Genomic DNA, 21,741 nt, shown 5'->3' with positions numbered 1-21,741 from the left:
ACCATTTTAAAAACGATATTAAGTGCTGTTTTAAGAACTGACTCAAGAGCCCTCTTTAATAATTGCTTCCTTCCAGCCCTAAGGCTTTGTCACTTTACTGGGACGCAGCCAATCAATTTTTTCTAGCTGACGGCCTCGCGTAACGGCCAACGCGTAGTCGGTGACATCTTTAGCAATCGTAGACCCAGCCCCTATGGTAGCGCCTTTGCCTACCGAAACAGGTGCGACCAAGGCAGTGTTCGAACCGATGAAGGCGTTATCACCAATGTCGGTGTGGTGCTTGTTAGCGCCGTCGTAGTTACAGGTGATCGTGCCAGCCCCCACGTTCACGTCACGCCCCAATCGGGCATCACCGACGTAGCTTAAGTGATTAATCTTACTGCCCTCACCCACATCGGCGTTTTTGGTTTCAACGAAATTGCCCACCTTGGCTTTTACCGCCAACCGCGTCCCTGGGCGTAGCCGTGCAAAGGGGCCAACCTGGTTCAGGCCAGCTGCCACGGTACCGTCTATCACGCTGTGGGTCTCTATCACGCTCTCTGCACCAATAGTGCTGTTTTTGATCACGCAGTAGGGGCCAATGCGCACGCCCTCGCCTAGTTCAACCTCGCCTTCAAAGACACAACCCACGTCGATAAACACATCGTGACCGCAGGTCAAACGCCCGCGCACATCGAGCCGTTCGGGGTCGGCAAGAGCCACTCCTTGTGCCATTAAATTATCGGCCAACTGGCGTTGATAAACGCGCTCCAAGCGGGCCATTTGCGCTCGATTATTAACCCCTTCCACTTCAACGGCGGAGGCCGGTTGGGCAGTGCATACCTTGATGCCTTCCTCTGCGGCCATGGCAATTACATCGGTCAGGTAGTACTCACCCTGGGCATTTTCTGCGGAGAGCTGCGGTAACCAGCGTTTAATCTGGGCACTCGTCATGGCCATAATGCCGGTATTGCATTCGGTGATCGCAAGTTCGGCGCTGCTGGCATCTTTTTGCTCAACGATCGCCACTGCTTCGCCTGCGTCGTCGCGCACAATTCGTCCATAGCCCGTGGGATCCGCTAGCGCTACCGTCAACAGCCCCATGTGCTGTTCATCTACATAGGCCAACAGCTCGCTCAGGGATTCCCGTTGCAGCAACGGTACATCACCGTAAAGGACTAACACCTTGCCGTTCCCTAACTGCTCGAGCGCTTGCGCAACCGCGTGTCCGGTGCCCTTCTGCTCGGCCTGCACGGCAAACTGCACAGTATGTTCTGCCAACGCTTCACGCAGCTGTTCAGCGCCATGACCAATCACGACATGGGTGCGATCCGGCTGCAATCCTGAAGCGGTATCCAGCACGTGTTGCACCATAGGCTTACCCGCCAAGGTGTGAAGCACTTTAGGTATTTGTGAACGCATCCGCGTGCCTTTACCCGCGGCGAGAATGACAATATCCAGTTCTTGCATACTATTCACCTATTACTGATGGGTCAGCGGGCGCTGGGCTGTCTGTGGCGGGGCTGTTGGTCGCTGGGGTTCGTCGTTGTTCAATGCCCAACTCATTAACCAGTGTTTCCCCAAAATAATTAACAAATTCCGGGCTAGCAATGCTGAGCCACTGCTCGCCATCACGCACGAGCAAAAGCACTTTGAGGTTATTCTCAATGGCCAGTTGCATCGCCTCCTTTTCGCCAACCACCAGTAGCGCCGTCGCCCAGGCATCCGCCCAGGCATTGGAGGGATGAAAAACCGACACCGAGGCAAGCTGGTGGGTCACTGGTCGACCCGTGCGCGGATCGATGGTGTGGGAAAAGCGATGGCCATCTGCTTCAAAATAGTTACGGTAATCACCTGAGGTGGCCACCGACATACTCTCTAGTGGGATAATATGCTGAGCACGCTGCTGGCCATTTTCAGGTACCTCAATACCAATCTGCCAGGGCGTTTGTTCTTCCTCATCACGCAGTCCGCGGGCGATCAGTTCTCCACCAATATTGACTAAGTAGTGCTCAAGCCCCTGCTGCTCCAGGTAAGCAGCTACCCGGTCAGTTCCATGGCCTTTAGCCACGCCAGAAAGGTCGACAAACACATCGCGGATACGCCGTGCCTGCATATTTTGAGTATCGACCTCTAACGCGTCAAAGCCTACCTGGGCCAACTGCTCGGCGAGAACATCGTCGGCGGGCACCTCTTCTGGCCGCGCACCGGGGCCGAAGCTCCACAAATTGACCAGGTCGCCCACGGTAATATCAAAGGCGCCGTGACTGGCTTCAGCGACGGATTGGCTAATCGCCAATACCTCAATGAGCTCATTGGAGAGCGGCTGCCACTCCTCCAGCGGAGCCTCGTTAAAAGCAATCAGTTCGGCATCTTCACGATAGGTGGACATAGCCTGATCAACACTCTCAAGCTCTGCTTTAAAGCCCTCTTCCAACTCAAGAGACTCGCCCTGAGTAAGCGGATCCATAATGGTCACCTGGTAGAAGGTGCCGAAAATATTGCCATCAAAGCGTACCGGTGGTTCCAGCGGTCGATCGCTCTCTGAGCAGCCTGCCACGCCTAACCCCAAGCCCAGCAGTGAGCCCGTTACGATAAGAGCACGTCCCCACCTTGCTGTGCGTTCAACAGCCTTTTTCATCGTTGCTTTATCCTAAAAATAAAAGAACCACAGCAGCCAGGCGCCGAACAGCACGCGATAAATCACAAAGGGCTGCATTCCTAATTTTTTTATAACCACCAGAAAGTAGTGAATACACAAATACGCGCTTAATCCCGATAACAGGGTGCCCGCCAACATCGCGATCCAATCAATCGACTGTGGAGCGTTAAACAGCCCCACTGCTTCTAGGCCACCTGCCAGCACAATCACCGGGATTGATAATAAGAAAGAGAAGCGCGAGGCGCCTTCTCGGCTCATGCCCACCAACAGCGCCGCGGTAATGGTAATTCCCGAGCGTGAGGTGCCTGGGATGAGTGCTAGCGCCTGGGCACCACCAATAATCAGCACATCCTTCAAACGTAGTTGGTACTCATTGCGCGTCCCCTCTTTACGCCAATCGGCATACCCCAACAATAGCCCGAAAACAATTAAACTGAAGCCGATAATCAGTGTAGAGCGCATAAAATGAGAAATAACATCGTGCAGTAGTAAACCAATAAGCCCCACAGGAATGGTCGCTAACGTCACCCATAAAGCCAGTCGTGCATCTTCGTTCACTCCTTTGCCGCTGAGCGCAGCCAAGCTGCTAATGACCATCTGCCAAATTTCCTGACGGAAATAGATAATCACCGCGGAGAGGCTGCCTAAATGCAGAGCAACATCAAAGGCTAGCCCTTGATCTTGCCACTCGGTCAGCACAGGCACCAAGATTAGGTGGGCAGAGCTTGAAACGGGTAAAAACTCTGACACTCCCTGAACAACCGCTAACACCACCACCTGGAGCCAATCCATAAAAAAAATCCTGTGTATAGAAACAATTTAATGGTTTGCAATGGCGTTTAAGGATACACATCCACCTATTCGTTGTCCGCATTGCCTTTGCTGACACTAGCCGCCACTGACACACAAAGGTATCGTTTTCACAGCCTGGAAGCAGTGGAGCCTATAGAGGATATAAGGAGTGCGCTACAATAGGCATCTATTGAATGCGTGCGTCCTTGCAAGGTACCCATGACTCAGACCATCGAAACGCCAGTGGTTCACGATCAAGCGCGACTTAGCCAAGAGGCCAAACGTGTTACCTATATCGGTGCGTGGCTGGATGCCCTGTTAAGCATCGTCAAAGTCGTGATCGGTTTTATGGTCGGTTCAGCGGCGTTGATTGCCGACGGCATTCACTCCCTATCTGATTTAGTCACCGATGGCTTTGTCCTGGCGGCCATTCACTATGGGCGTCAGGAGCCCGATAAAGACCACCATTACGGCCACGGCCGTATCGAAACCCTGACGACCCTGCTGCTGGGAAGCGTGCTAATTTTCGTGGCTGGCGCGATTGCCTGGTCGAGCCTGGATCGCCTGTTTAGCGGCGCCGACGTTAACGCCCCTGGCGCGCTGGCAATCGTGATTACCGTCATCGCGCTGTTTAGCAAAGAGTGGATTTTTCGTTACACCATGCGGGTTGCCAAGCGGGTAAAATCAAAGTTACTCGAAGCCAATGCTTGGCACTCGCGCAGTGATGCCTTATCCACTGCCGTGGTGTTGGTAGCCTTGGTGGGTGCCCAGTTTGGCTTGGGCTGGCTGGATGCCGTGGCCGCCATCATTGTGGGCCTGTTGGTGGGTAAAGTAGGTTTGGATCTGCTATGGGAGTCGGCTCGTGAGTTGGTGGATACAGCGCTGCCGGTGGATGTGCAGGATCAGATGCACGATGTGGCCTGCAGCGTACCAGGTGTGGATAGCGTCCATGACCTGCGTACTCGCCAATCCGCCGGCTGGGTGATGGTCGATCTGCACGTGGTGGTGGGGCCTAAGATTACCGTGTCGGAAGCCCATGAAATCGGTAACGAAGTCAGCCGCCGCCTGCGCCACGAGTTCCCCGCACTGACCGACGTGATCTTCCATGTCGACCCCGAAGACGACGCCGGTGCAGGAGATCCTAGCCGCCTTCCCGGCCTTCCGCTCCGCCCTGAAGTAGAGGCTGCCCTGGATGCACGCTGGTACAAGCACCCTGTGTGGCGCACCCTGAACGAGCTCCAGTTGCACTACTTGGACGATAAGGTGTCGGTATCATTGATCATTGACGACGCCGTGCATCAGCCGCCCCAGTGCCTCGCTAGCCAACTAAAAGCGCTGGCTAGCGATATCGAGTGGCTCGGCCACGTCGAGGTGCTGTTTATCACCCGCGCCGCCAGTAGCTCGATGCGCTAGAGCCACTACCCACTGGTTGTTTCTTCTTATAACCCCGTCAACAGTAGTGTGGCGATGCTGAAGTAGATCACCACCCCAGAGGCATCAATCAAGGTGGTGACCAGCGGCGCCGATGCCGTGGCAGGGTCGACCTTAAAGCGCTCGAGTACGAACGGCAGGCACATCCCCAACAGGCTACCAAACAGCACGATGGTCACCATGCTCAAGGCGACCACCATTGCCAACGCTTCTCCCCCGCGCATAATGCCAATAGGCGTTACCGCGATGGCCATGGTGATACCCAGTGACCCGGCGACAAGTAGCTCACGGCCCAGTAGTTTGCCCCAATCTTTGACGCCAACGTCACCGGTCGCCATGCCGCGCACCATCAACGTAGCTGCCTGAGCCCCGGCGTTACCGCCACTACCGATCAATAACGGTAAAAAGAATACCAGCGCTACCTGGGCGGCAATGGTCTCCTCAAAATAGGCAATCCCGGCCCCCGAAAACAGATTGGCAAAGACCAGCAGTACCAGCCAGAACACGCGCTTACGGTATAGGCTCCAGAGCTTCACCCGGCTTACGCCATCTTCCAGCTGGCCGATCGACATCCCCTTGTGGAAATCCTCTGTCGCCTCGGATTCAGCGACATCCATCGCGTCATCGTGGGTCACAATACCGACCATGCGTTCATCGGCATCGATCACTGGCAGCGCCAACAAGTCGTACTTCGCCACAATACGGGCGACATCTTCCTGGGCACTATCAACCCGTGTACTGATGACATCCTTGATCATAATGTCATCAACAATAGCGCCGGGGCGTGCCACCATAAGCTGACGCAGCGACATGGTACCGATCAGTTGTCCATCGCTATCCAGGATATACAGCTGATAGACCGTTTCCGCATCGGGAGCGGTCTGGCGTACCCTCATCATCGCCTGCGACACCGTCATGCCACTGGCTATGGAGACATAGTCAGAGGTCATGATGGCGCCGGCGGTACCCTCTTCGTAGCTGGCAAGCCGCTTCAGGTCTTCTCGCTCGCGGTGAGCCATGCGTCGCAGCAGTGCCTCACGACGGTCTTCATTGAGAAGATTGAACAGATCGGCGCGTTCGTCCGACCCCATCTCTTCGAGCAGCTTGAGAACCTGGCTGTCATCCAGCTTCCCTACCACTTCGAGCTGGCTCTCACCGGGCAGATAGCCCAGCACATTGGCTGCCCGTTCCGCAGAAAGAATATCCAGTAGAGCGAGCGCCGCAGGCAGCTCTTCATCATCCTCGATCATCTCTTCGAGCACTTCACCGATATCCGCGGAGCGGGTTTCGGCCAAACGCAAAGAGAGCACCGATTTACTGGGCACTTCCTTGGCCAACTCGTCGAGCAGTTCGGCTTTTAATTCCTGTAGGCTTTCATCATTCAGTGCCATGACTCTCTCCCCTTGCGCTTACAAGCGTCGTGCTGCCGAGCTAATCCATCACCCAGCCCATCCTACTGGCAAAGCTCATCATACTTACTTATTTTGCCAAACAAAAAAAACGCCCCTTAAACCCTGGTAGCGGGTTTAAGGGGCGTTGGACACACGCCAAGTGCGTGAGAGTTAGCCTTTACCCGCCTTTTTACGCAGCTGCTGAATCGTTCGCAGCTGTGCAACGGCTTCGGCAAGTTCAGCGGCAGCGCGAGTATAATCGAGCTCCGATGACTTCTCATTAAAGGCTTTCAGCGCCTGCTGACGTGCTTCTTCGGCAGCGGCCTCGTTGAGGTCGCTGGCACGCGATGCAGAGTCGGCCAGAATCGTCACGACATCCGGCTGGACTTCCATGAAGCCCCCCGAGACAAAGAAGTTCTCTTCCTTGCCGCCATCGTGAATCACGCGTACCGGACCCGGCTGAAGCTCGGTCAGCAGCGGGGCGTGACCCGGCAAAACGCCCAGGTCACCCATCATCCCGGAAGCAATCACCTGCTCAACAGTACCTGAGAAGATCGATGCTTCAGCGCTGACGATATTGCAAGTAAAGCTATTCGCCATAGCGAATCCCCCTAATGGACGGGATTACTTCTTCATCTGGTTGGCTTTCTCGACGGCTTCGTCGATGGAGCCGACCATATAGAAGGCCTGTTCCGGCATATCGTCGTATTCGCCAGCGAGAATGCCCTGGAAGCCACTGATGGTGTCTTTCAGCGAGACATACTTACCTGGTGAACCGGTAAATACTTCGGCCACGAAGAACGGCTGCGACAAGAAGCGCTGGATTTTACGCGCCCGGGAAACGGCCAACTTGTCTTCGTCAGACAGCTCGTCCATACCCAGAATGGCAATAATATCCTTAAGCTCTTTGTAGCGTTGAAGAACATTCTGCACACCACGAGCAGTGGCGTAGTGCTCTTCACCGACGACCAACGGATCCAACTGACGTGAGGTGGAGTCCAACGGGTCGATCGCCGGATAGATACCCAGCTCGGCGATAGAACGTGCCAATACCACGGTAGCATCCAGGTGCGAGAAGGTGGTCGCCGGCGACGGGTCGGTCAAGTCATCCGCAGGCACGTAAACGGCCTGTACGGAGGTGATTGAGCCAGTTTTCGTCGAGGTAATACGCTCCTGCAGAACGCCCATCTCTTCAGCTAGCGTAGGCTGGTAACCTACCGCTGATGGCATACGACCCAACAGTGCCGATACTTCGGTACCCGCCAGGGTGTAACGGTAGATGTTATCGACGAATAGTAGAACGTCGCGGCCTTCATCACGGAATTTCTCGGCGATGGTCAGGCCGGTCAGCGCTACGCGCAGACGGTTGCCCGGGGGCTCGTTCATCTGACCGTAAACCAGCGATACCTTATCGATAACGTTGGATTCCGTCATTTCGTGATAGAAGTCGTTACCCTCACGCGTACGCTCACCAACACCAGCGAATACAGAGTAGCCGCTGTGCTCGGTGGCGATGTTGCGGATAAGCTCCATCATGTTAACGGTCTTACCGACACCGGCGCCGCCGAACAGACCAACTTTACCACCCTTAGCGAACGGGCAGACCAAGTCGATAACCTTGATACCGGTTTCCAGCAGCTCGTTAGAGGCTGCTTGGTCTGCATAGCTCGGGGCTTTACGGTGGATCGGCATACGCTCTTGCTCACCGATCGGTCCCGCTTCGTCGATCGGCTCACCGAGTACGTTCATAATACGGCCCAGCGTTTCCTTACCTACCGGTACGGAAATGGCGGCACCTGTGCTGGTCACGTCCATGCCACGCTTCAAGCCCTCAGTGGAGCCCATGGCGATGGTGCGCACCACGCCGTCGCCCAGCTGCTGCTGGACTTCGAGGATGGTCTCAACATCGGAGACCTTCAGCGCGTCGTAGACCTTGGGCACAGAGTCCCGCGGAAACTCTACGTCAATCACCGCGCCGATGATTTGTACGATACGTCCGCTCATCTTGGTTCCTCTCTAAAACCTGCAAATGAAACCTGTCTGCCGGGAGTCGCTTAAATAGTCGACTCCCTAGGCGTTATACGGCAGCAGCGCCGCCGACGATCTCAGAAATTTCCTGGGTGATGGCGGCCTGACGGGCCTTGTTGTAGACCATCTCCAGATCGTCGATAAGGCCGCCTGCGTTGTCAGTGGCACTTTTCATAGCGATCATTCGGGCGGCTTGTTCACAAGCGCCGTTTTCCACTACCGCCTGATACACCTGCGATTCGATGAAACGAACCAGCAGGCTATCGAGCAACGCCTTGGCATCCGGTTCATACAGGTAGTCCCAGCTTCCGGGACGGGCGTTTTCGTCGTCTTGCTCAGCGTCTGCGCCCATATCAGGCGACAGCGGAAGAAGCTGACGAACCACTGGCTTTTGGGTCATGGTGTTCACAAACTCGTTGTGCACCACGTAAAGCCGGTCGAGACGTCCTTCATCGTACGCTTCGAGCATGACCTTAATACTGCCAATCAAACCTTCAACGGTCGGGGCTTCGCCTAAACCACTCTTCGCCGCCACCAAATTGCCACCGTAGTTGCGAAAAAAGGTGCTGGCCTTAGCGCCCAGAGCGCAAAAATCCTGCTCTGCGCCCTGCTTTTTCCACTCGCTGGCCTGTTTGAGTAAGGCTTTGAAGAGGTTGTGGTTCAAGCCACCGCACAGACCACGGTCTGTGGAGACCACAATGTAACCAACGCGCTTAACCTCGCTACGCTCGACCATATAGTCGTGCTTGTACTCGGGGTTCGCGTCGGCAATGTGGCCAACCACTTTGCGGATCTGCTTAGCGTAAGGCTGACTAGCTCTCATCAGATCTTGCGCTTTACGCATTTTAGATGCAGCCACCATTTCCATGGCGCTGGTGATCTTCTGCGTATTTTTAATGCTCCCGATCTGGGTGCGTATCTCTTTTGCAGCTGCCATAGCGATCTACCCTTCGTTCGTGGCTCTCAGAAAGCATGCAAACCCGCCCGCAGGCGGGCCAGACATTACCAGCTCTGAGTCGCCTTGAACTTCTCAAGACCCGACTTCAAGCTGTCTTGAATCTCACCGTTGTAGTCGCCGCTCTGGTTGATCTTGTCGAGCAGATCACCGTGCTCAGACTTCATGTAGTCGTGCAACGCACGCTCGAAGTCCAACACTTTGTTCACATCGACGTCGTCCAGGTAACCTTCGTTGGCGGCATACAGCGAGAGCGCCATCTCGGCAACTGACATTGGCGAGTACTGGTTCTGCTTCATCAGCTCAGTAACACGCTGACCGTGCTCAAGCTGCTTACGCGTGGCTTCATCAAGATCAGAGGCAAACTGCGAGAATGCCGCCAGCTCACGGTACTGAGCCAACGCCAGACGCACACTGCCGCCGAGCTTTTTGATGATCTTGGTCTGCGCCGAGCCACCGACGCGAGAAACCGACAGACCTGCGTTAATCGCCGGACGAATACCGGAGTTAAACAGGTTGGTTTCCAGGAAGATCTGACCGTCGGTGATCGAGATCACGTTGGTCGGTACGAACGCAGAAACGTCGCCACCCTGGGTTTCGATGATCGGCAGCGCGGTTAAGGAACCGGTTTTGCCTTTCACTTCACCGTTAGTGAACTTCTCAACGTAGTCGGCGTTAACGCGCGCAGCACGCTCAAGTAGACGCGAGTGGAGATAGAAAACGTCACCGGGGTAAGCTTCACGGCCGGGCGGACGACGCAGCAGCAGCGATACCTGACGGTAGGCGACGGCCTGCTTGGAGAGGTCGTCGTACACAATCAGCGAGTTCTCGCCGCGGTCGCGGAAGTATTCGCCCATGGTGCAGCCGGAGTAGGCGGCCAGGAACTGCATCGGCGCCGGATCTGCAGCGCCAGCGGCGACAACGATAGTGTGCTCCATGGCGCCATGCTCTTCGAGCTTGCGCACCACGTTGGCAATGGTCGACTGCTTCTGACCGATCGCTACGTAGACACAGGTCACGCCTTTGCCTTTCTGGTTGATGATTGCATCAATGGCAATGGCGGACTTACCGATCTGACGGTCACCGATGATCAGCTCACGCTGACCACGGCCGATCGGCACCATGGCATCGATCGACTTTAGGCCGGTTTGAATCGGCTCATCAACGGATTGACGGGTAATAACGCCCGGCGCCACTTTTTCAACGGCGTCGGTCATTTTAGCGTCAATTTCGCCTTTACCATCGATGGGGTTGCCCAGCGCATCGACAACGCGGCCAATCAGCTCAGGGCCCACCGGCACTTCGAGAATACGACCGGTACACTTGGCGGTCATGCCCTCTTCAAGCTGCAGGTAGTCACCCAGCACCACGGCACCAACGGAGTCGCGCTCCAGGTTAAGTACCATGCCAAAAATGCTGTTGGGGAATTCAATCATTTCACCAAACATCGCGTCTTCGAGGCCGTGAATTTTCACGATACCGTCGGAAACAGTGACGATGGTGCCCTGATTACGGGCTTCGGATGCGACGTCAAGCTTTTCAATTCGCTGCTTGATGATGTCGCTGATCTCGGAAGGATTCAGTTGCTGCATGCCATGTCCCTCAGACTCAAGCGGTTAGCGCTTCGGAAAGGCGGTTCAATCGACCACGTACCGACCCGTCAATAACGGTGTCGCCAGCACGCAGGATGACACCGCCGATAAGCGACTTGTCCACCTGAGTAGTAATGGAGATTTCGCGATTCAGACGTTTCTTGAGCGCGTTCGCTAGTTTGGTCTTCTGCTTACTATCTAATTTGTAAGCAGAGGTGACGTTTACTTCAACACGCTGTTCGTGTTCGGCACGTAGGTGCTCAAACTGAACAGCGATTGATGAAAGTGACATCAAACGACCTTGGTCTGCCAAAACATCTAAAAAACGCTGTAAAGCCTCGTCTTGCTCGCCTGGTGTCATATCGGCCAGCAGCGATACTTTTTGTGCGTTCTCAAGTTTTGGACTGCCCAGCAAACGACGAACATCGCTGTCAGCGACCGCTAAGCTTAAAAAGCCCAGCGCCTGTGACCAGCTATCAAGCGCCTCATGATCACGCGCGTATTCAAACGCTGCTTTAGCGTAAGGACGAGCGACGGTAAGTAATTCCGCCATGGTTCACCTCCTTACAGTTCAGCAGCAAGCTCATCGAGTAACTTGCGATGGGCTTGTTCGTCGACCGACGCTTCAAGAACACGCTCGGCACCCATAACGGCGAGATAAGAGACCTGGGCACGAAGTTCATCCTTAGCGCGATTCACTTCTTGCTCAATCTCGGAACGTGCACTCGCTACTAGGCGTTCGCCTTCGGCGCGGGCTTGCTCGCGGGCTTCTTCAATCATCTGGGCAGAGCGTTTGTTGGCCTGCTCAAGAATTTGAGAAGCTTGCTCCTTGCTTTCACGCAGCGTCTGTTCTGCCCGCTCTTGAGCAAGCTCAAGATCACGGTTAGCACGGCTGGCTGCATCCAAGCCATCAGCAATTTTCTTCTGACGCTCATGAAGCGCATTGCTGATCGGAGGCCACACATACTTTATGCAAAACCAGACAAAGATCGCGAAGGCGATCGTCTGCCCGATTAGCGTCATGTTGATATTCACAGGAATGTACCTCTGACAAGTTCGTGGCGACCGGAGTGAAACAAAACCGAGCGCTTAGCGCTCGGCTGAGCTGTCATTAACCGGCAACAACGAAAATCAGGTACATCGCAATACCAACACCGATCATCGGAACGGCGTCAAGTAGACCGGCCATGATGAAGGTTTTAGTTTGCAGTTGGTCACCCAGTTCAGGCTGACGTGCAGTTGACTCAAGCAGTTTGCCGCCCAACAGAGCGAAGCCAATGCCAGTAGCCAGCGCGCCTAGACCGATGATGATGGCAGCTGAAAGATAAACCATTTCCATGATGAAGCTCCTGAGTTTAAGTTTTGGTTAAGGGTTGAGGGTTAATGAAAAGGTTATTGCTAGGTTAATGATGTTCGTGTGCAGCGCTTAGATACACCACGGACAGCACTGTAAAGATGAAAGCTTGTAGTACGACGATCAAAATATGGAAAATAGCCCACGGCACATCCAGCACCCAGATAGCCCAGAACGGCAGCATGGCGATCAAAATAAAGATGACTTCCCCGGCAAACATATTGCCGAACAGACGCATCGCCAAACTAAACGGCTTCACCAGCAACGCAACGACTTCCAACAACAGGTTGAAGGGAATCAATGCCCAGTGATTAAACGGCGTCAGTGACAGCTCTTTGGCGAAGCCACCCACGCCTTTCACCTTAAAGCTGTAGAAGAGAATCAGTCCGAAAACACCTAATGCCAGCCCCAATGTGGCGTTCACATCGGTAGTGGGTACTATTTTCATGTAGTCCACACCTAACTTGCTGAACAAGACAGGGAAGTAGTCGACCGGAATAATTTTTAGCGTGTTCATGAACAGAATCCACACGAACAGCGTCAGGGCCAGGGGCGCAATAATCGGGTTATGCCCTTTAAATATCCCTTTGACCATGTCCTCGACAAATTCAACAACCATTTCAACCGCATTTTGCAGGCCACTGGGCACCCCCGTGGTGGCCATTTTGCCGGCTTTGCGGAAAATCCAGATAAACAGCAACCCCATGGCAATCGACCAACCCATGGTATCTAAATGAATGGCCCAAAAGCCCATTTCACTTGCTTCTTCCGCTGAGTGCGCCAGCGACCAGCCGTTCTCGGGGTGGTTGCCAAAGGTCAAATTCTGCAAGTGGTGCTGGATATAGTAAGTCGTTGAGACTTCGTTTCCTGCGGCCATGGATGTGTCACCTCAATCAGTTGTGCAATTTTCTAGGCATTAGCGTTTTTTGGCATTAACCAAGGCGTAAGCCAATGCGTTAGAACAACCGCAACATAAGCGTAAAAAAAGAAAGTAGGGTTTGAGGGGGGCGCTGCAACGAACACTGCAACAAACAGTGCCACCGTCAAACCAAACTTGCCTGCTTCAGCACGAAATAAGTGCATAGCTCCTCGTGTTCGGCGCCTAGCGTGAAAAACCCCCATTCGCTGAATAAAAAAGGCTTGCGGTAATAAGGCTACCAGCGCTCCTTTAAATACCGATGACATACCTTCAGCATCTGCGACTAGGTAGGCTGCCAGCATACCAACAAAGGTAACCATCAGCTGCGCGATCGTCAGTCGAATGATATAGGCTTTTCTCCGCTGGGTTTCGTATCGCTGCATAACTCTTGGGGAAAATTACCCAGCCTCACTAGTTAAAACCCACTGCTCGACAAGCTAATACCTCGACAAACCAAGGCAACTTGCACAAATCTTGCGCGATTATAGGGAAGGGCTATCACACCTTCAACCGAACTCGCACCGAATTTGCCCGTTAAGGGGCCTAATTGCGACCAAAGAGGGAAAACGTGTGCGCTTCTTACGCGACATTGAATAGCCTGCTATTTAATATGATTTAAGATGCCGTCCAATTCTTCGAGGCTGGTATAACGTATCGTTAACTTACCTTTGCCTTTTTGACCATGATCAATGGAGACAGGCGCACCAAGCAGTTCGCCAAGATGTGTTTCAAGCTTGGCCACATCGGGCTGCTTGCTTTGGCGGCTAGGCGTTTTGATTGGTGTTTGGCTGGTTTGGACTTTTTTCACCAGCGCTTCGGTGGCCCTCACCGTCATATCATTATTAACCACCTCATGAGCCACTTGGCGCTGCTGGGTGCTGTTCAGCGTCAGCAATGCCCGTGCATGCCCCATATCCAGGTCACCCCGTTCGAGCAGGGTTTGCACTTCCGGATCTAACGCCAGCAGGCGCAACAGATTGGCCACCTGGGTGCGCGATTTACCCACTGCGTCGGCAATCTGCTGCTGGGTAAGCTCAAACTCTTCGCCCAGGCGCTTGAGCGCCATGGCTTCTTCGATGGCGTTGAGGTTTTCACGCTGAATGTTTTCGATCAGCGCCAGTGCCAGGGCAACTTCATCGCTGACTTCCCGGATCACCGCCGGGATAACGTCCAGCTCGGCAAGTTGGGCTGCCCGCCAGCGACGCTCACCGGCAATAATTTCGTAGCGATCCACGCCAATTGGGCGCACGACGATGGGCTGCATCACGCCCTGGGCGCGAATGGAGTCCGCCAGCTCCTCTAACGCTTCGGGCTGAATATCGCGGCGCGGCTGATATTTACCCCGCGTTAATTGCCCTAACGGCAGGCGTTCAAGACGATCTTCGGTAACGTCGTCGGCCGCAGCGCTACGCGCGGCGTCAGAAAGCTCCAACGAGGTGCCACTACCGGCAAGTTCTAAGCTGTCACGACGACGGGCACCGGCACCAATCAGGGCATCCAGGCCACGTCCCAGCGCGGGTTTACGCGTCATACGCTTTCCCTCATTTTTTCAGCGCCCTTTTTTGAATTGAAGAGTTGAAGTGAAGAGTGGTTACAGTGAAAGACGACGAATCATCTCTTTCGCCAGCACGCGATAGGCCTGGCTACCCCGGGAGAACCGGGCATATTGCGTAACGGGCAGCCCGTGGCTTGGCGCTTCGGCAACTTTTACATTACGCGGGATGGTCGTTTTCAATAGCATATCGCCAAAATAGTCACGCAACTGCTTATCCACTTCCCGCGTGAGGCTGGTGCGCTTGTCGTACATGGTGCGCAAAATCCCCGCAATGGCAAGATCAGGATTCACATTTTGCTTAATCTGCTCAACGGTATCGAGCAGGGCCGACAACCCCTCCAGGGCATAAAACTCGCACTGAAGAGGGATCAGCACGCTATCGGAAGCCGTTAATGCATTCACTGTCAGCATGTTCAATGAGGGCGGGCAATCGATCAGCACTACGTCATACGCATCCGAAACCGAAGCAAGCGCGGTGGTTAAGCAGCTCTCGCTTTTATCGCGATCCAGCAGCTCGACTTCGGCAGCGGTGAGATCACCGTTACCCGGCAGTACGTCGTACTTGACCGCCAGCTTTTTGACAATCGTATCAGCGGCCGTTGCTTCGCCCAGGAGAACGTCAAGCACGCTTTTATCGAGCTCATATTTATCGATTCCGCTGCCCATGCTGGCATGGCCTTGGGGGTCAAGATCCACCAGCAGTACGCGACGGTCGAGCGCAGCGAGACTGGCCGCCAGGTTAACGGCCGAGGTGGTCTTGCCCACGCCGCCTTTTTGGTTGGTCAGGGCAATGATCTGGCTCACTTACTCAACTCCTTCTGGGGGTCAGAATCAACGTTCAGCTCTCAACATTCAGCTTTCACATTTAAAACCAGCAGCTGCCTCTGGGCTGCTTCAAAGGGTACTTCTAGCAGGTGACGCTGGTGTAAACATATACCGGCAGGTAAGTCGCGCAGTTCATCATCCGCACCCGGGCCTTTCATGGCTAACCACTGGCCGTCGGCGCTAGGTAGCTGGCGGGTCAAGGTGACAAAATCGACCAAGCTGGCAAAAGCCCGGGAAATCACCTGATCGAAAGCGGCGGCCTCAAACTGTTCCACCCGCGCTTGTACGGGAGTTACGTTTTCAAGCCCTAACTCCATTACCGCCTGACGCTGAAAGCGCACTTTTTTGCCATTACTATCCAACAGCGTCACATCAAGGTGAGGGGCTAATATCGCTAATACAATGCCAGGAAGCCCAGGGCCCGCACCCACATCCAGTAGCTTTGGCCCCAGCACATAGGGCAACACAGCGGCGCTATCCAACACATGACGCGACACCATGTCATCCACATCGCGCACCGCTGTGAGGTTATAAGCCCGGTTCCACTTGTGCAACAGCGCCAATAAGCCTAGCAGCTGTTGGCGTTGATGTTCGTCAACGGCGATGCCTAACTGGGTAAGGCCTTGATCGAGCCGAGGTGCAACGCTTGCAGGTAGAGTCTTCAACAGTGGGTTCAACGAACTCATCCGTTAACCACCTCAGCTGCGGCCACCAAACGGCGCTTTTTCAGATGTACCAGCAAAATAGAGACGGCCGCCGGGGTAACCCCTGAAATCCGCGCCGCATGAGCAAGCGTTTCCGGCCGCGCTTCAGCCAGCTTTTGGCGAATTTCGTTAGACAAACCTTCGACTTTCAAATAATCCAGTTCCGCAGGCAGTGGCGTAGCTTCGTGGCGCTTGAGCTTATCGATCTCATGCTGCTGGCGATCGATATAGCCTTGATACTTAGCCTGAATCTGCACCTGCTCGGCGACTGCCGGGTCAGTGACCAGGGTGCCCTCAATACCGGGCAGATTGGCCAAATCTCTGTAATTCAATTCAGGGCGTTTAAGCAAATCACTCAGGCAATACTCGCGAGTAAGCGGTGCGCCGGTTTTTTCGGCCACTTGTTCAGCCGCTGGACTTCCTGGTTGTATCCACAGGGTGCTTAGCCGCGCGCTCTCTTGTTCGATAGCCTCGCGTTTTTGGCTAAACGCTGCCCAGCGCGTGTCGTCGACAAGACCCAATTCCCGGCCCGCTTCGGTTAAGCGCAAATCCGCGTTGTCTTCCCGCAACAGCAGGCGGTACTCCGCACGGGAAGTAAACATCCGGTAGGGCTCTTTGGTACCCATAGTGATCAGATCATCAACCAGTACACCAAGATAGGCTTCATCGCGGCGGGGATACCAGGCGTCCAGCTCCTGAGCGCGGCGGGCGGCATTCAGGCCTGCGAGCAAACCTTGAGCACCGGCTTCTTCGTAGCCGGTAGTGCCGTTGATTTGACCCGCAAAAAACAGGTTGTGGATAAATTTAGTTTCCAGCGAGTGTCTTAAGTCTCGTGGATCAAAAAAGTCGTACTCAATGGCATAGCCAGGCCGGGTGATATGAGCATTTTCCAAGCCTTTGATGGAGCGCACGACTTGAATTTGCACATCAAAAGGCAACGAGGTCGAGATGCCGTTGGGGTAGAGCTCATGGGTATCCAAGCCTTCGGGTTCGATAAACACCTGGTGGCTGGATTTATCGGCAAAGCGATGAACCTTGTCTTCAATCGATGGGCAGTAACGCGGCCCGATCCCTTCAATTACGCCGGAATACATCGGCGAACGATCCAGGTTGGCCAGAATCAGGTCGTGGGTGTGCTGATTGGTGTGAGCAATGTGGCAACTCACCTGCTGAGGGTGCATCTCCCGCGATCCCAGGTAGGACATAACTGGTGTTGGGCTATCACCGGGCTGCTCTTCCAACTGGGAAAAATCCACGCTTTTGGCATCGATGCGCGGCGGCGTACCGGTTTTTAGACGATCAACCCGAAACGGCAGGGCGCGCAGACGTTCAGCCAGCGCGTTGGAGGGAGGATCACCCGCTCGGCCGCCTTTGCTTTGATCCAAACCAATATGAATCACGCCACCCAAAAATGTACCGGTACACAGCACTACGCTGTCGGCATGAAAGCGAATCCCAGTCTCCGTGACAACGCCTCGTACGGTGTCGTTATCCACAATCAGATCACCAGCGGCTTGCTGGAAAATCGTTAAGTTGGGCTGGTTTTCCAGCATTCCGCGGATTGCTGCCTTATAACGGATGCGGTCAGCCTGGGCACGGGTGGCCCGAACAGCGGGCCCTTTGCTGGCATTGAGCACGCGAAACTGGATGCCACCCAAATCCGTGGCAAGCCCCATGGCGCCACCCAGTGCATCAATTTCCTTGACCAAGTGACTTTTGCCGATGCCGCCAATCGCGGGATTACACGACATTTGGCCCAGAGTTTCGATGTTATGGGTGAGCAGCAGGGTCTGACAGCCCATACGAGCAGAGGCCAGTGCGGCTTCAGTTCCCGCATGGCCACCGCCGATGACAATCACGTCAAAGCGGTCGGGGTAATTCAAGAAACACCTCGTCTTGTGCCTGTCGGCACGGATGATGTGGCCAATGCAGTCGATTCTAGACGCAGCCACCTTAGATCAATGAGTCGGCAAGTATAAACCCCCTGTGGGTAACCGTCAGGTTTTTCCACACCTCAAATCGCTAAACCGCCTCTATTAATAACAATATAAATATAAAATAAGAGAAGTTCTGTAAATGTTGTAATTACTAGTGTGGACAATTTCTGTGTATAAGCGATTAATCATTAATTATTTCATTAACTTATATTGTTGACTTCTACATGTTTGAAGACGGGAGTGCCTGGGTAGAAAGGGTGCTAAGCCTGTGGATGAAATAGCACCTTATCCACAGATGCAATTAGCCACGGCTTATCCACCGGCCAGTACCTGGGTTGTTACCGCAGCTGTGAACAACCATCGTTGGGTGTGGAGCTAACGCTGAGAGACTCCCATGGTAGGCCTTACGGAGATAAAAACGATCAATGTAAAAAAAGTTTATCCACAGGCAAAAAAATGGCCTGTCGTGTCGACAGGCCGGTAAAAAAGCGTCATTTCGCATCAGCGAACGAGTTATTTAGGTGCCAAACGCAGGTCTATGCTAGGGCATTGAATGGCTACATCTAGTGTTTTAGCACCCGCGCAAGGAAGGATTGAGTACGTTCATGCTGCGGTGAATCGAACAGTTTTTCTGGATGGCCCTGCTCGGTAATCTCGCCTTTATGGATAAAAATCACCCGGTCGGCAACCTCACGGGCAAAGCCCATTTCATGGGTAACAATCACCATAGTCATGCCCTCTTTGGCCAGTTCACGCATGGCATCGAGCACTTCACCGATCATTTCCGGGTCAAGCGCCGATGTGGGTTCGTCAAATAGCATCAGCCGGGGTTCCATAGCCAAGGCACGAGCGAGCGCCACACGCTGCTGTTGGCCGCCTGAGAGCTGGCTGGGGTACTTATCGGCCTGGTCGGCGATACCCACCCGGTCAAGCAAACGTTTGGCATTACTGACCGCGTCGTCACGGCTTAAACCGCGCACTTTCATCGGCGCGAGGGTGACGTTATCAATGACGCTGAGATGAGGAAACAGGTTGAACTGCTGAAAGACCATGCCTACTTCGGTGCGGATGGTTTGCAGTGCTTGGGTGCTCTTTCCATGGGGCAGCAGTTCGTTGTTATCGACCACCAAACTGCCTGATTGGAACTCTTCCAGGCCGTTAATACAGCGAATCAGCGTCGATTTACCTGAGCCACTGGCACCGATGATCACGACAACTTCACCGGGCACTATCGTAAGGTCAATATCGTTGAGTACGTGCAGGCTGCCAAAGTGTTTGTTGAGCTGCTGCATACGCACAATTGGTTGCGTTGTGTTTTTCAATGTCTCGCTCATTGCGCGTGTCCTTATTGTCCGGCCAGACCTCTGCGCTCAAGTTGGCGCAGGATGATGGAGAGCGTCCAGGTGATCGCGAGATACATAAGGGCGACCATAAAGTAGACCTCAAGGGCCGTGAAGGTGGTGGCGATATAGATCTGCCCTTGGCGCACTAGCTCACCTACGCCGATCACCGAGAACAGAGAGGTATCTTTGATACTGATAATGCCTTGGTTGCCAAGGGGCGGGATCATGCGCCGAAACGCCTGGGGCCAGATAACGTAGCGAAACGCCTGAGTGCGGGAAAGGCCCAGAGAGAGCGAAGCTTCCCCTTGACCTCGCTCAATCGACTGCACACCGCCGCGCACGATTTCAGAGATGTAAGCGCCGGAATTAACGGCGATCGCGGCAATCCCGGCGACCAGGGCGTTAATTGGCCCACCCAGCAGTTGTGGTAAGCCGTAAAAAATAAACAGCACTTGGACTAGAATCGGCGTGCCGCGGAACACTTCGACATAAATGATGGCCGGCCAGCGTAGCCAGCGCAGGCGGCTAATGCGTAACAGGCCAAAGAATATGCCGATAAAAAAACCAATGGCCAAGCCGCCAAATGAGATAAGTAGCGTCCAGGGAATACCCGGCAGCAGGTAAGGGATAGACCCAAACGCCGCCGACCAATCAAACTGAAAATTGACGTCCACGCGTAGACTCCTGAAACAAAAAAGCAGTTGGCAAAAAAACACATGATCAACGCAGCAGGGCCGGGGGTTTTGGCCACCCGGCCCTGTAATGGCGTTACGCTATTGTTGAGGTTTTACACTCACTCTTCGCTGGGGGCTTCACCAAACCATTTGGTGTAGATCTCATCGTAAGTGCCGTCTTCCTTCATCGCGGCGAGTGCTTCGTTGGTGGGTTCCACCCACTCGCTGCCTTTGTGAAAGACGATGCCGTACTGCTGACCTTCATATAGCGGGCCAACAACCTTGGTACGGCCTTCGCCACGGGTTTGCGAGAAGTAGGCGACGTTAGGGGCGTCATAGAGCACCGCGTCAACGTTACGGCCTAGCAGCGCCATGTACATGTCGGCAGTACCCGGGAAGGGGGTGATTTCTGCATCTTCGCCAAGCTCTTGCTGCAGGTAGTCGTAGCTGGTGGAACCAATTTTGGTACCAACGGCGAGATCCTGAAGGTCTTCTAGCGTTTCGACGCTGTCATTGTCGGCACGCACAATAATGCGAAGACCGGAATCGTAGTAGGGGTCGGAGAAGTCGACAACTTCTGCACGCTCTTCCGTAATGGTGGTACCGGCAATGGCGATTTCCTGGCTACCGGTTTGCACGGCGGGAATAATGCCGGAGAACTCCATGGTAGTGAGGTTGACTTCAAAGCCTGCGCGTTCGGCGACTTCGTTGATGATATCCATATCGAAGCCGACCATTTCGCCGGTCTCTTGATCCATCATTTCAAACGGCACAAAGCTTGGGTCAGTGGCCACGTTCACCGATGGCGTTTGGGCCATGGCGGCAGTGGCGCTGCCCAATCCCAGTGCAAGCGCCAGCGTTGTTTTGGTTAGGCTGAGTGGTAGTGCTACTTTCATAAGTTTCCCCGTGCTTTATGTGGCTGGTGGCGGGTTACAAAGCGGTTTTTTACCGTTTGATGCTCTTTATAAACCGTTATTTAAGCCGTTGTTGACCTATTAACCTTGGCGAGAAACCGACAAGGCGTCAAGTCACGGGGAGCGCTGTGGGCCAACGCTGTTTAGACCATAAAGGAGGCGCCGCAGCCGCAGGTGGTGGTGGCATTAGGGTTCTGAACGCGAAAACGTGCGCCCGCCAGGCCCTCTTCGTAGTCGACGGTGGAGCCTACCAAGTATTGGTAGGAGAGGGGATCAACCACTAGAGCTGCGTTACCGAACTCAATAACGGTGTCATCGTCAGCGACGTTTTCTGCAAAGTCGAAACCGTACTGAAAACCTGAACAGCCGCCACCAGTTACATAGACCCGCAGTTTAAGGGATGGGTTATTTTCTTCTGCAATCAGCGCATTAATACGTTTGCGTGCGCTATCAGAGAGCAGTAGTGGAGTAGGAACAAAGGCTTCTGCACCGCTCATGGGTACCTCCCGCGAGCTTTAAGAACGAATAAATCGGCATTGGGGGATGATTATGGGTAATTCCCAGCAAATTGGTCAACTATTGCTGGAAATTAGTTAGGTGAAGCTTAGCTTGCAGCCCTTAGCTGGTGAGGGCAGGTTTCCGCGAGGGCGCTGTGAACCCGTCCATGGGCGCTACTTTCGACATCT

The 21,741-nt window shown here is 54.1% G+C and carries 22 protein-coding genes; 1 reads left to right on the top strand and 21 read right to left on the bottom strand.

All coding sequences use genetic code 11. The features are described from left to right. Positions 1–78: 78 nt before the first annotated feature. From glmU to HZU72_RS05310, 3 genes are read right to left on the bottom strand one after another with little or no spacing between them, the layout of a single operon-like run. Positions 79–1,449 (bottom strand): bifunctional UDP-N-acetylglucosamine diphosphorylase/glucosamine-1-phosphate N-acetyltransferase GlmU, encoded by a 1,371-nt coding sequence (gene glmU / locus HZU72_RS05320; protein ID WP_180090874.1) that lies wholly within the window; start codon positions 1,447–1,449, stop codon positions 79–81. 1 nt (position 1,450) lies between these two features. Further along, positions 1,451–2,620, bottom strand: coding sequence for an FAD:protein FMN transferase (locus tag HZU72_RS05315; RefSeq protein WP_235975994.1), 1,170 nt, complete (start codon positions 2,618–2,620; stop codon positions 1,451–1,453). Positions 2,621–2,632: 12 nt separating this feature from the next. Continuing rightward, the gene (locus HZU72_RS05310) at positions 2,633–3,433 is read right to left on the bottom strand and encodes an undecaprenyl-diphosphate phosphatase (RefSeq protein ID WP_180090873.1); all 801 of its coding nucleotides are present in this window, start codon (positions 3,431–3,433) and stop codon (positions 2,633–2,635) included. 219 nt (positions 3,434–3,652) lie between these two features. On the opposite strand from HZU72_RS05310, the gene HZU72_RS05305 reads away from it, so the two are divergent. Further along, positions 3,653–4,846, top strand: a complete 1,194-nt coding sequence (locus HZU72_RS05305; RefSeq protein ID WP_180090872.1) for a cation diffusion facilitator family transporter — start codon at positions 3,653–3,655, stop codon at positions 4,844–4,846. Between the two features lie 26 nt (positions 4,847–4,872). On the opposite strand, the gene mgtE is transcribed toward HZU72_RS05305, so the two are convergent. The 18 genes from mgtE to erpA all read right to left on the bottom strand — a co-directional run bounded on the left by mgtE (position 4,873) and on the right by erpA (position 21,552). Beyond that, the gene (mgtE, locus tag HZU72_RS05300) at positions 4,873–6,255 is read right to left on the bottom strand and encodes a magnesium transporter (protein ID WP_180090871.1); all 1,383 of its coding nucleotides are present in this window, start codon (positions 6,253–6,255) and stop codon (positions 4,873–4,875) included. A gap of 171 nt (positions 6,256–6,426) precedes the next feature. Then, positions 6,427–6,855 carry a F0F1 ATP synthase subunit epsilon gene (locus HZU72_RS05295; protein WP_180090870.1) on the bottom strand — a complete coding sequence of 143 codons (429 nt, stop codon included), beginning with the start codon at positions 6,853–6,855 and terminating at the stop codon, positions 6,427–6,429. 24 nt (positions 6,856–6,879) lie between these two features. Beyond that, the gene (gene atpD / locus HZU72_RS05290) at positions 6,880–8,259 is read right to left on the bottom strand and encodes a F0F1 ATP synthase subunit beta (RefSeq protein ID WP_009286338.1); all 1,380 of its coding nucleotides are present in this window, start codon (positions 8,257–8,259) and stop codon (positions 6,880–6,882) included. A gap of 73 nt (positions 8,260–8,332) precedes the next feature. Further along, complete coding sequence (gene atpG, locus HZU72_RS05285; protein ID WP_180090869.1) at positions 8,333–9,220, bottom strand: F0F1 ATP synthase subunit gamma; 888 nt, start codon at positions 9,218–9,220, stop codon at positions 8,333–8,335. 65 nt (positions 9,221–9,285) lie between these two features. Further along, positions 9,286–10,830 (bottom strand): F0F1 ATP synthase subunit alpha, encoded by a 1,545-nt coding sequence (atpA, locus tag HZU72_RS05280; RefSeq protein ID WP_180090868.1) that lies wholly within the window; start codon positions 10,828–10,830, stop codon positions 9,286–9,288. Between the two features lie 16 nt (positions 10,831–10,846). Further along, complete coding sequence (locus tag HZU72_RS05275; protein WP_180090867.1) at positions 10,847–11,383, bottom strand: F0F1 ATP synthase subunit delta; 537 nt, start codon at positions 11,381–11,383, stop codon at positions 10,847–10,849. An 11-nt stretch (positions 11,384–11,394) separates the two neighbouring features. Next, on the bottom strand, positions 11,395–11,865 hold the full coding sequence (locus HZU72_RS05270) for a F0F1 ATP synthase subunit B (RefSeq protein WP_064232398.1): 471 nt from the start codon (positions 11,863–11,865) through the stop codon (positions 11,395–11,397). Between the two features lie 76 nt (positions 11,866–11,941). After that, the gene (gene atpE / locus HZU72_RS05265; protein ID WP_007112217.1) at positions 11,942–12,169 is read right to left on the bottom strand and encodes a F0F1 ATP synthase subunit C; all 228 of its coding nucleotides are present in this window, start codon (positions 12,167–12,169) and stop codon (positions 11,942–11,944) included. Between the two features lie 64 nt (positions 12,170–12,233). Then, a complete protein-coding gene (gene atpB / locus HZU72_RS05260; protein WP_180090866.1) occupies positions 12,234–13,061 on the bottom strand; it encodes a F0F1 ATP synthase subunit A in 828 nt (275 codons plus the stop codon). 32 nt (positions 13,062–13,093) lie between these two features. Beyond that, positions 13,094–13,486 carry an ATP synthase subunit I gene (locus HZU72_RS05255; protein ID WP_180090865.1) on the bottom strand — a complete coding sequence of 131 codons (393 nt, stop codon included), beginning with the start codon at positions 13,484–13,486 and terminating at the stop codon, positions 13,094–13,096. A 218-nt stretch (positions 13,487–13,704) separates the two neighbouring features. Next, positions 13,705–14,634, bottom strand: a complete 930-nt coding sequence (locus HZU72_RS05250; RefSeq protein ID WP_180090864.1) for a ParB/RepB/Spo0J family partition protein — start codon at positions 14,632–14,634, stop codon at positions 13,705–13,707. 60 nt (positions 14,635–14,694) lie between these two features. Beyond that, positions 14,695–15,462 (bottom strand): ParA family protein, encoded by a 768-nt coding sequence (locus tag HZU72_RS05245; protein WP_180090863.1) that lies wholly within the window; start codon positions 15,460–15,462, stop codon positions 14,695–14,697. Positions 15,463–15,503: 41 nt separating this feature from the next. Continuing rightward, positions 15,504–16,169, bottom strand: coding sequence for a 16S rRNA (guanine(527)-N(7))-methyltransferase RsmG (gene rsmG, locus HZU72_RS05240; RefSeq protein ID WP_180090862.1), 666 nt, complete (start codon positions 16,167–16,169; stop codon positions 15,504–15,506). Continuing rightward, the gene (gene mnmG, locus HZU72_RS05235) at positions 16,166–18,070 is read right to left on the bottom strand and encodes a tRNA uridine-5-carboxymethylaminomethyl(34) synthesis enzyme MnmG (protein WP_180090861.1); all 1,905 of its coding nucleotides are present in this window, start codon (positions 18,068–18,070) and stop codon (positions 16,166–16,168) included. The genes rsmG and mnmG overlap by 4 nt, the downstream gene beginning before the upstream one ends. Before the next feature lie 617 nt (positions 18,071–18,687). After that, positions 18,688–19,458, bottom strand: coding sequence for an amino acid ABC transporter ATP-binding protein (locus tag HZU72_RS05230; RefSeq protein ID WP_208457970.1), 771 nt, complete (start codon positions 19,456–19,458; stop codon positions 18,688–18,690). An 11-nt stretch (positions 19,459–19,469) separates the two neighbouring features. Then, positions 19,470–20,141 carry an amino acid ABC transporter permease gene (locus HZU72_RS05225; protein WP_180090860.1) on the bottom strand — a complete coding sequence of 224 codons (672 nt, stop codon included), beginning with the start codon at positions 20,139–20,141 and terminating at the stop codon, positions 19,470–19,472. A gap of 119 nt (positions 20,142–20,260) precedes the next feature. Beyond that, complete coding sequence (locus HZU72_RS05220) at positions 20,261–21,037, bottom strand: transporter substrate-binding domain-containing protein (RefSeq protein WP_180090859.1); 777 nt, start codon at positions 21,035–21,037, stop codon at positions 20,261–20,263. Positions 21,038–21,198: 161 nt separating this feature from the next. Further along, complete coding sequence (erpA, locus tag HZU72_RS05215; RefSeq protein ID WP_007112206.1) at positions 21,199–21,552, bottom strand: iron-sulfur cluster insertion protein ErpA; 354 nt, start codon at positions 21,550–21,552, stop codon at positions 21,199–21,201. Positions 21,553–21,741: the final 189 nt, after the last annotated feature.

The organism is Vreelandella sedimenti (assembly GCF_013416325.1).
GTDB lineage: Bacteria > Pseudomonadota > Gammaproteobacteria > Pseudomonadales > Halomonadaceae > Vreelandella > Vreelandella sedimenti.
The sequence above is the reverse complement of the archived record's forward strand: the minus strand, read 5'-3'. Positions and strand labels throughout refer to the sequence as shown.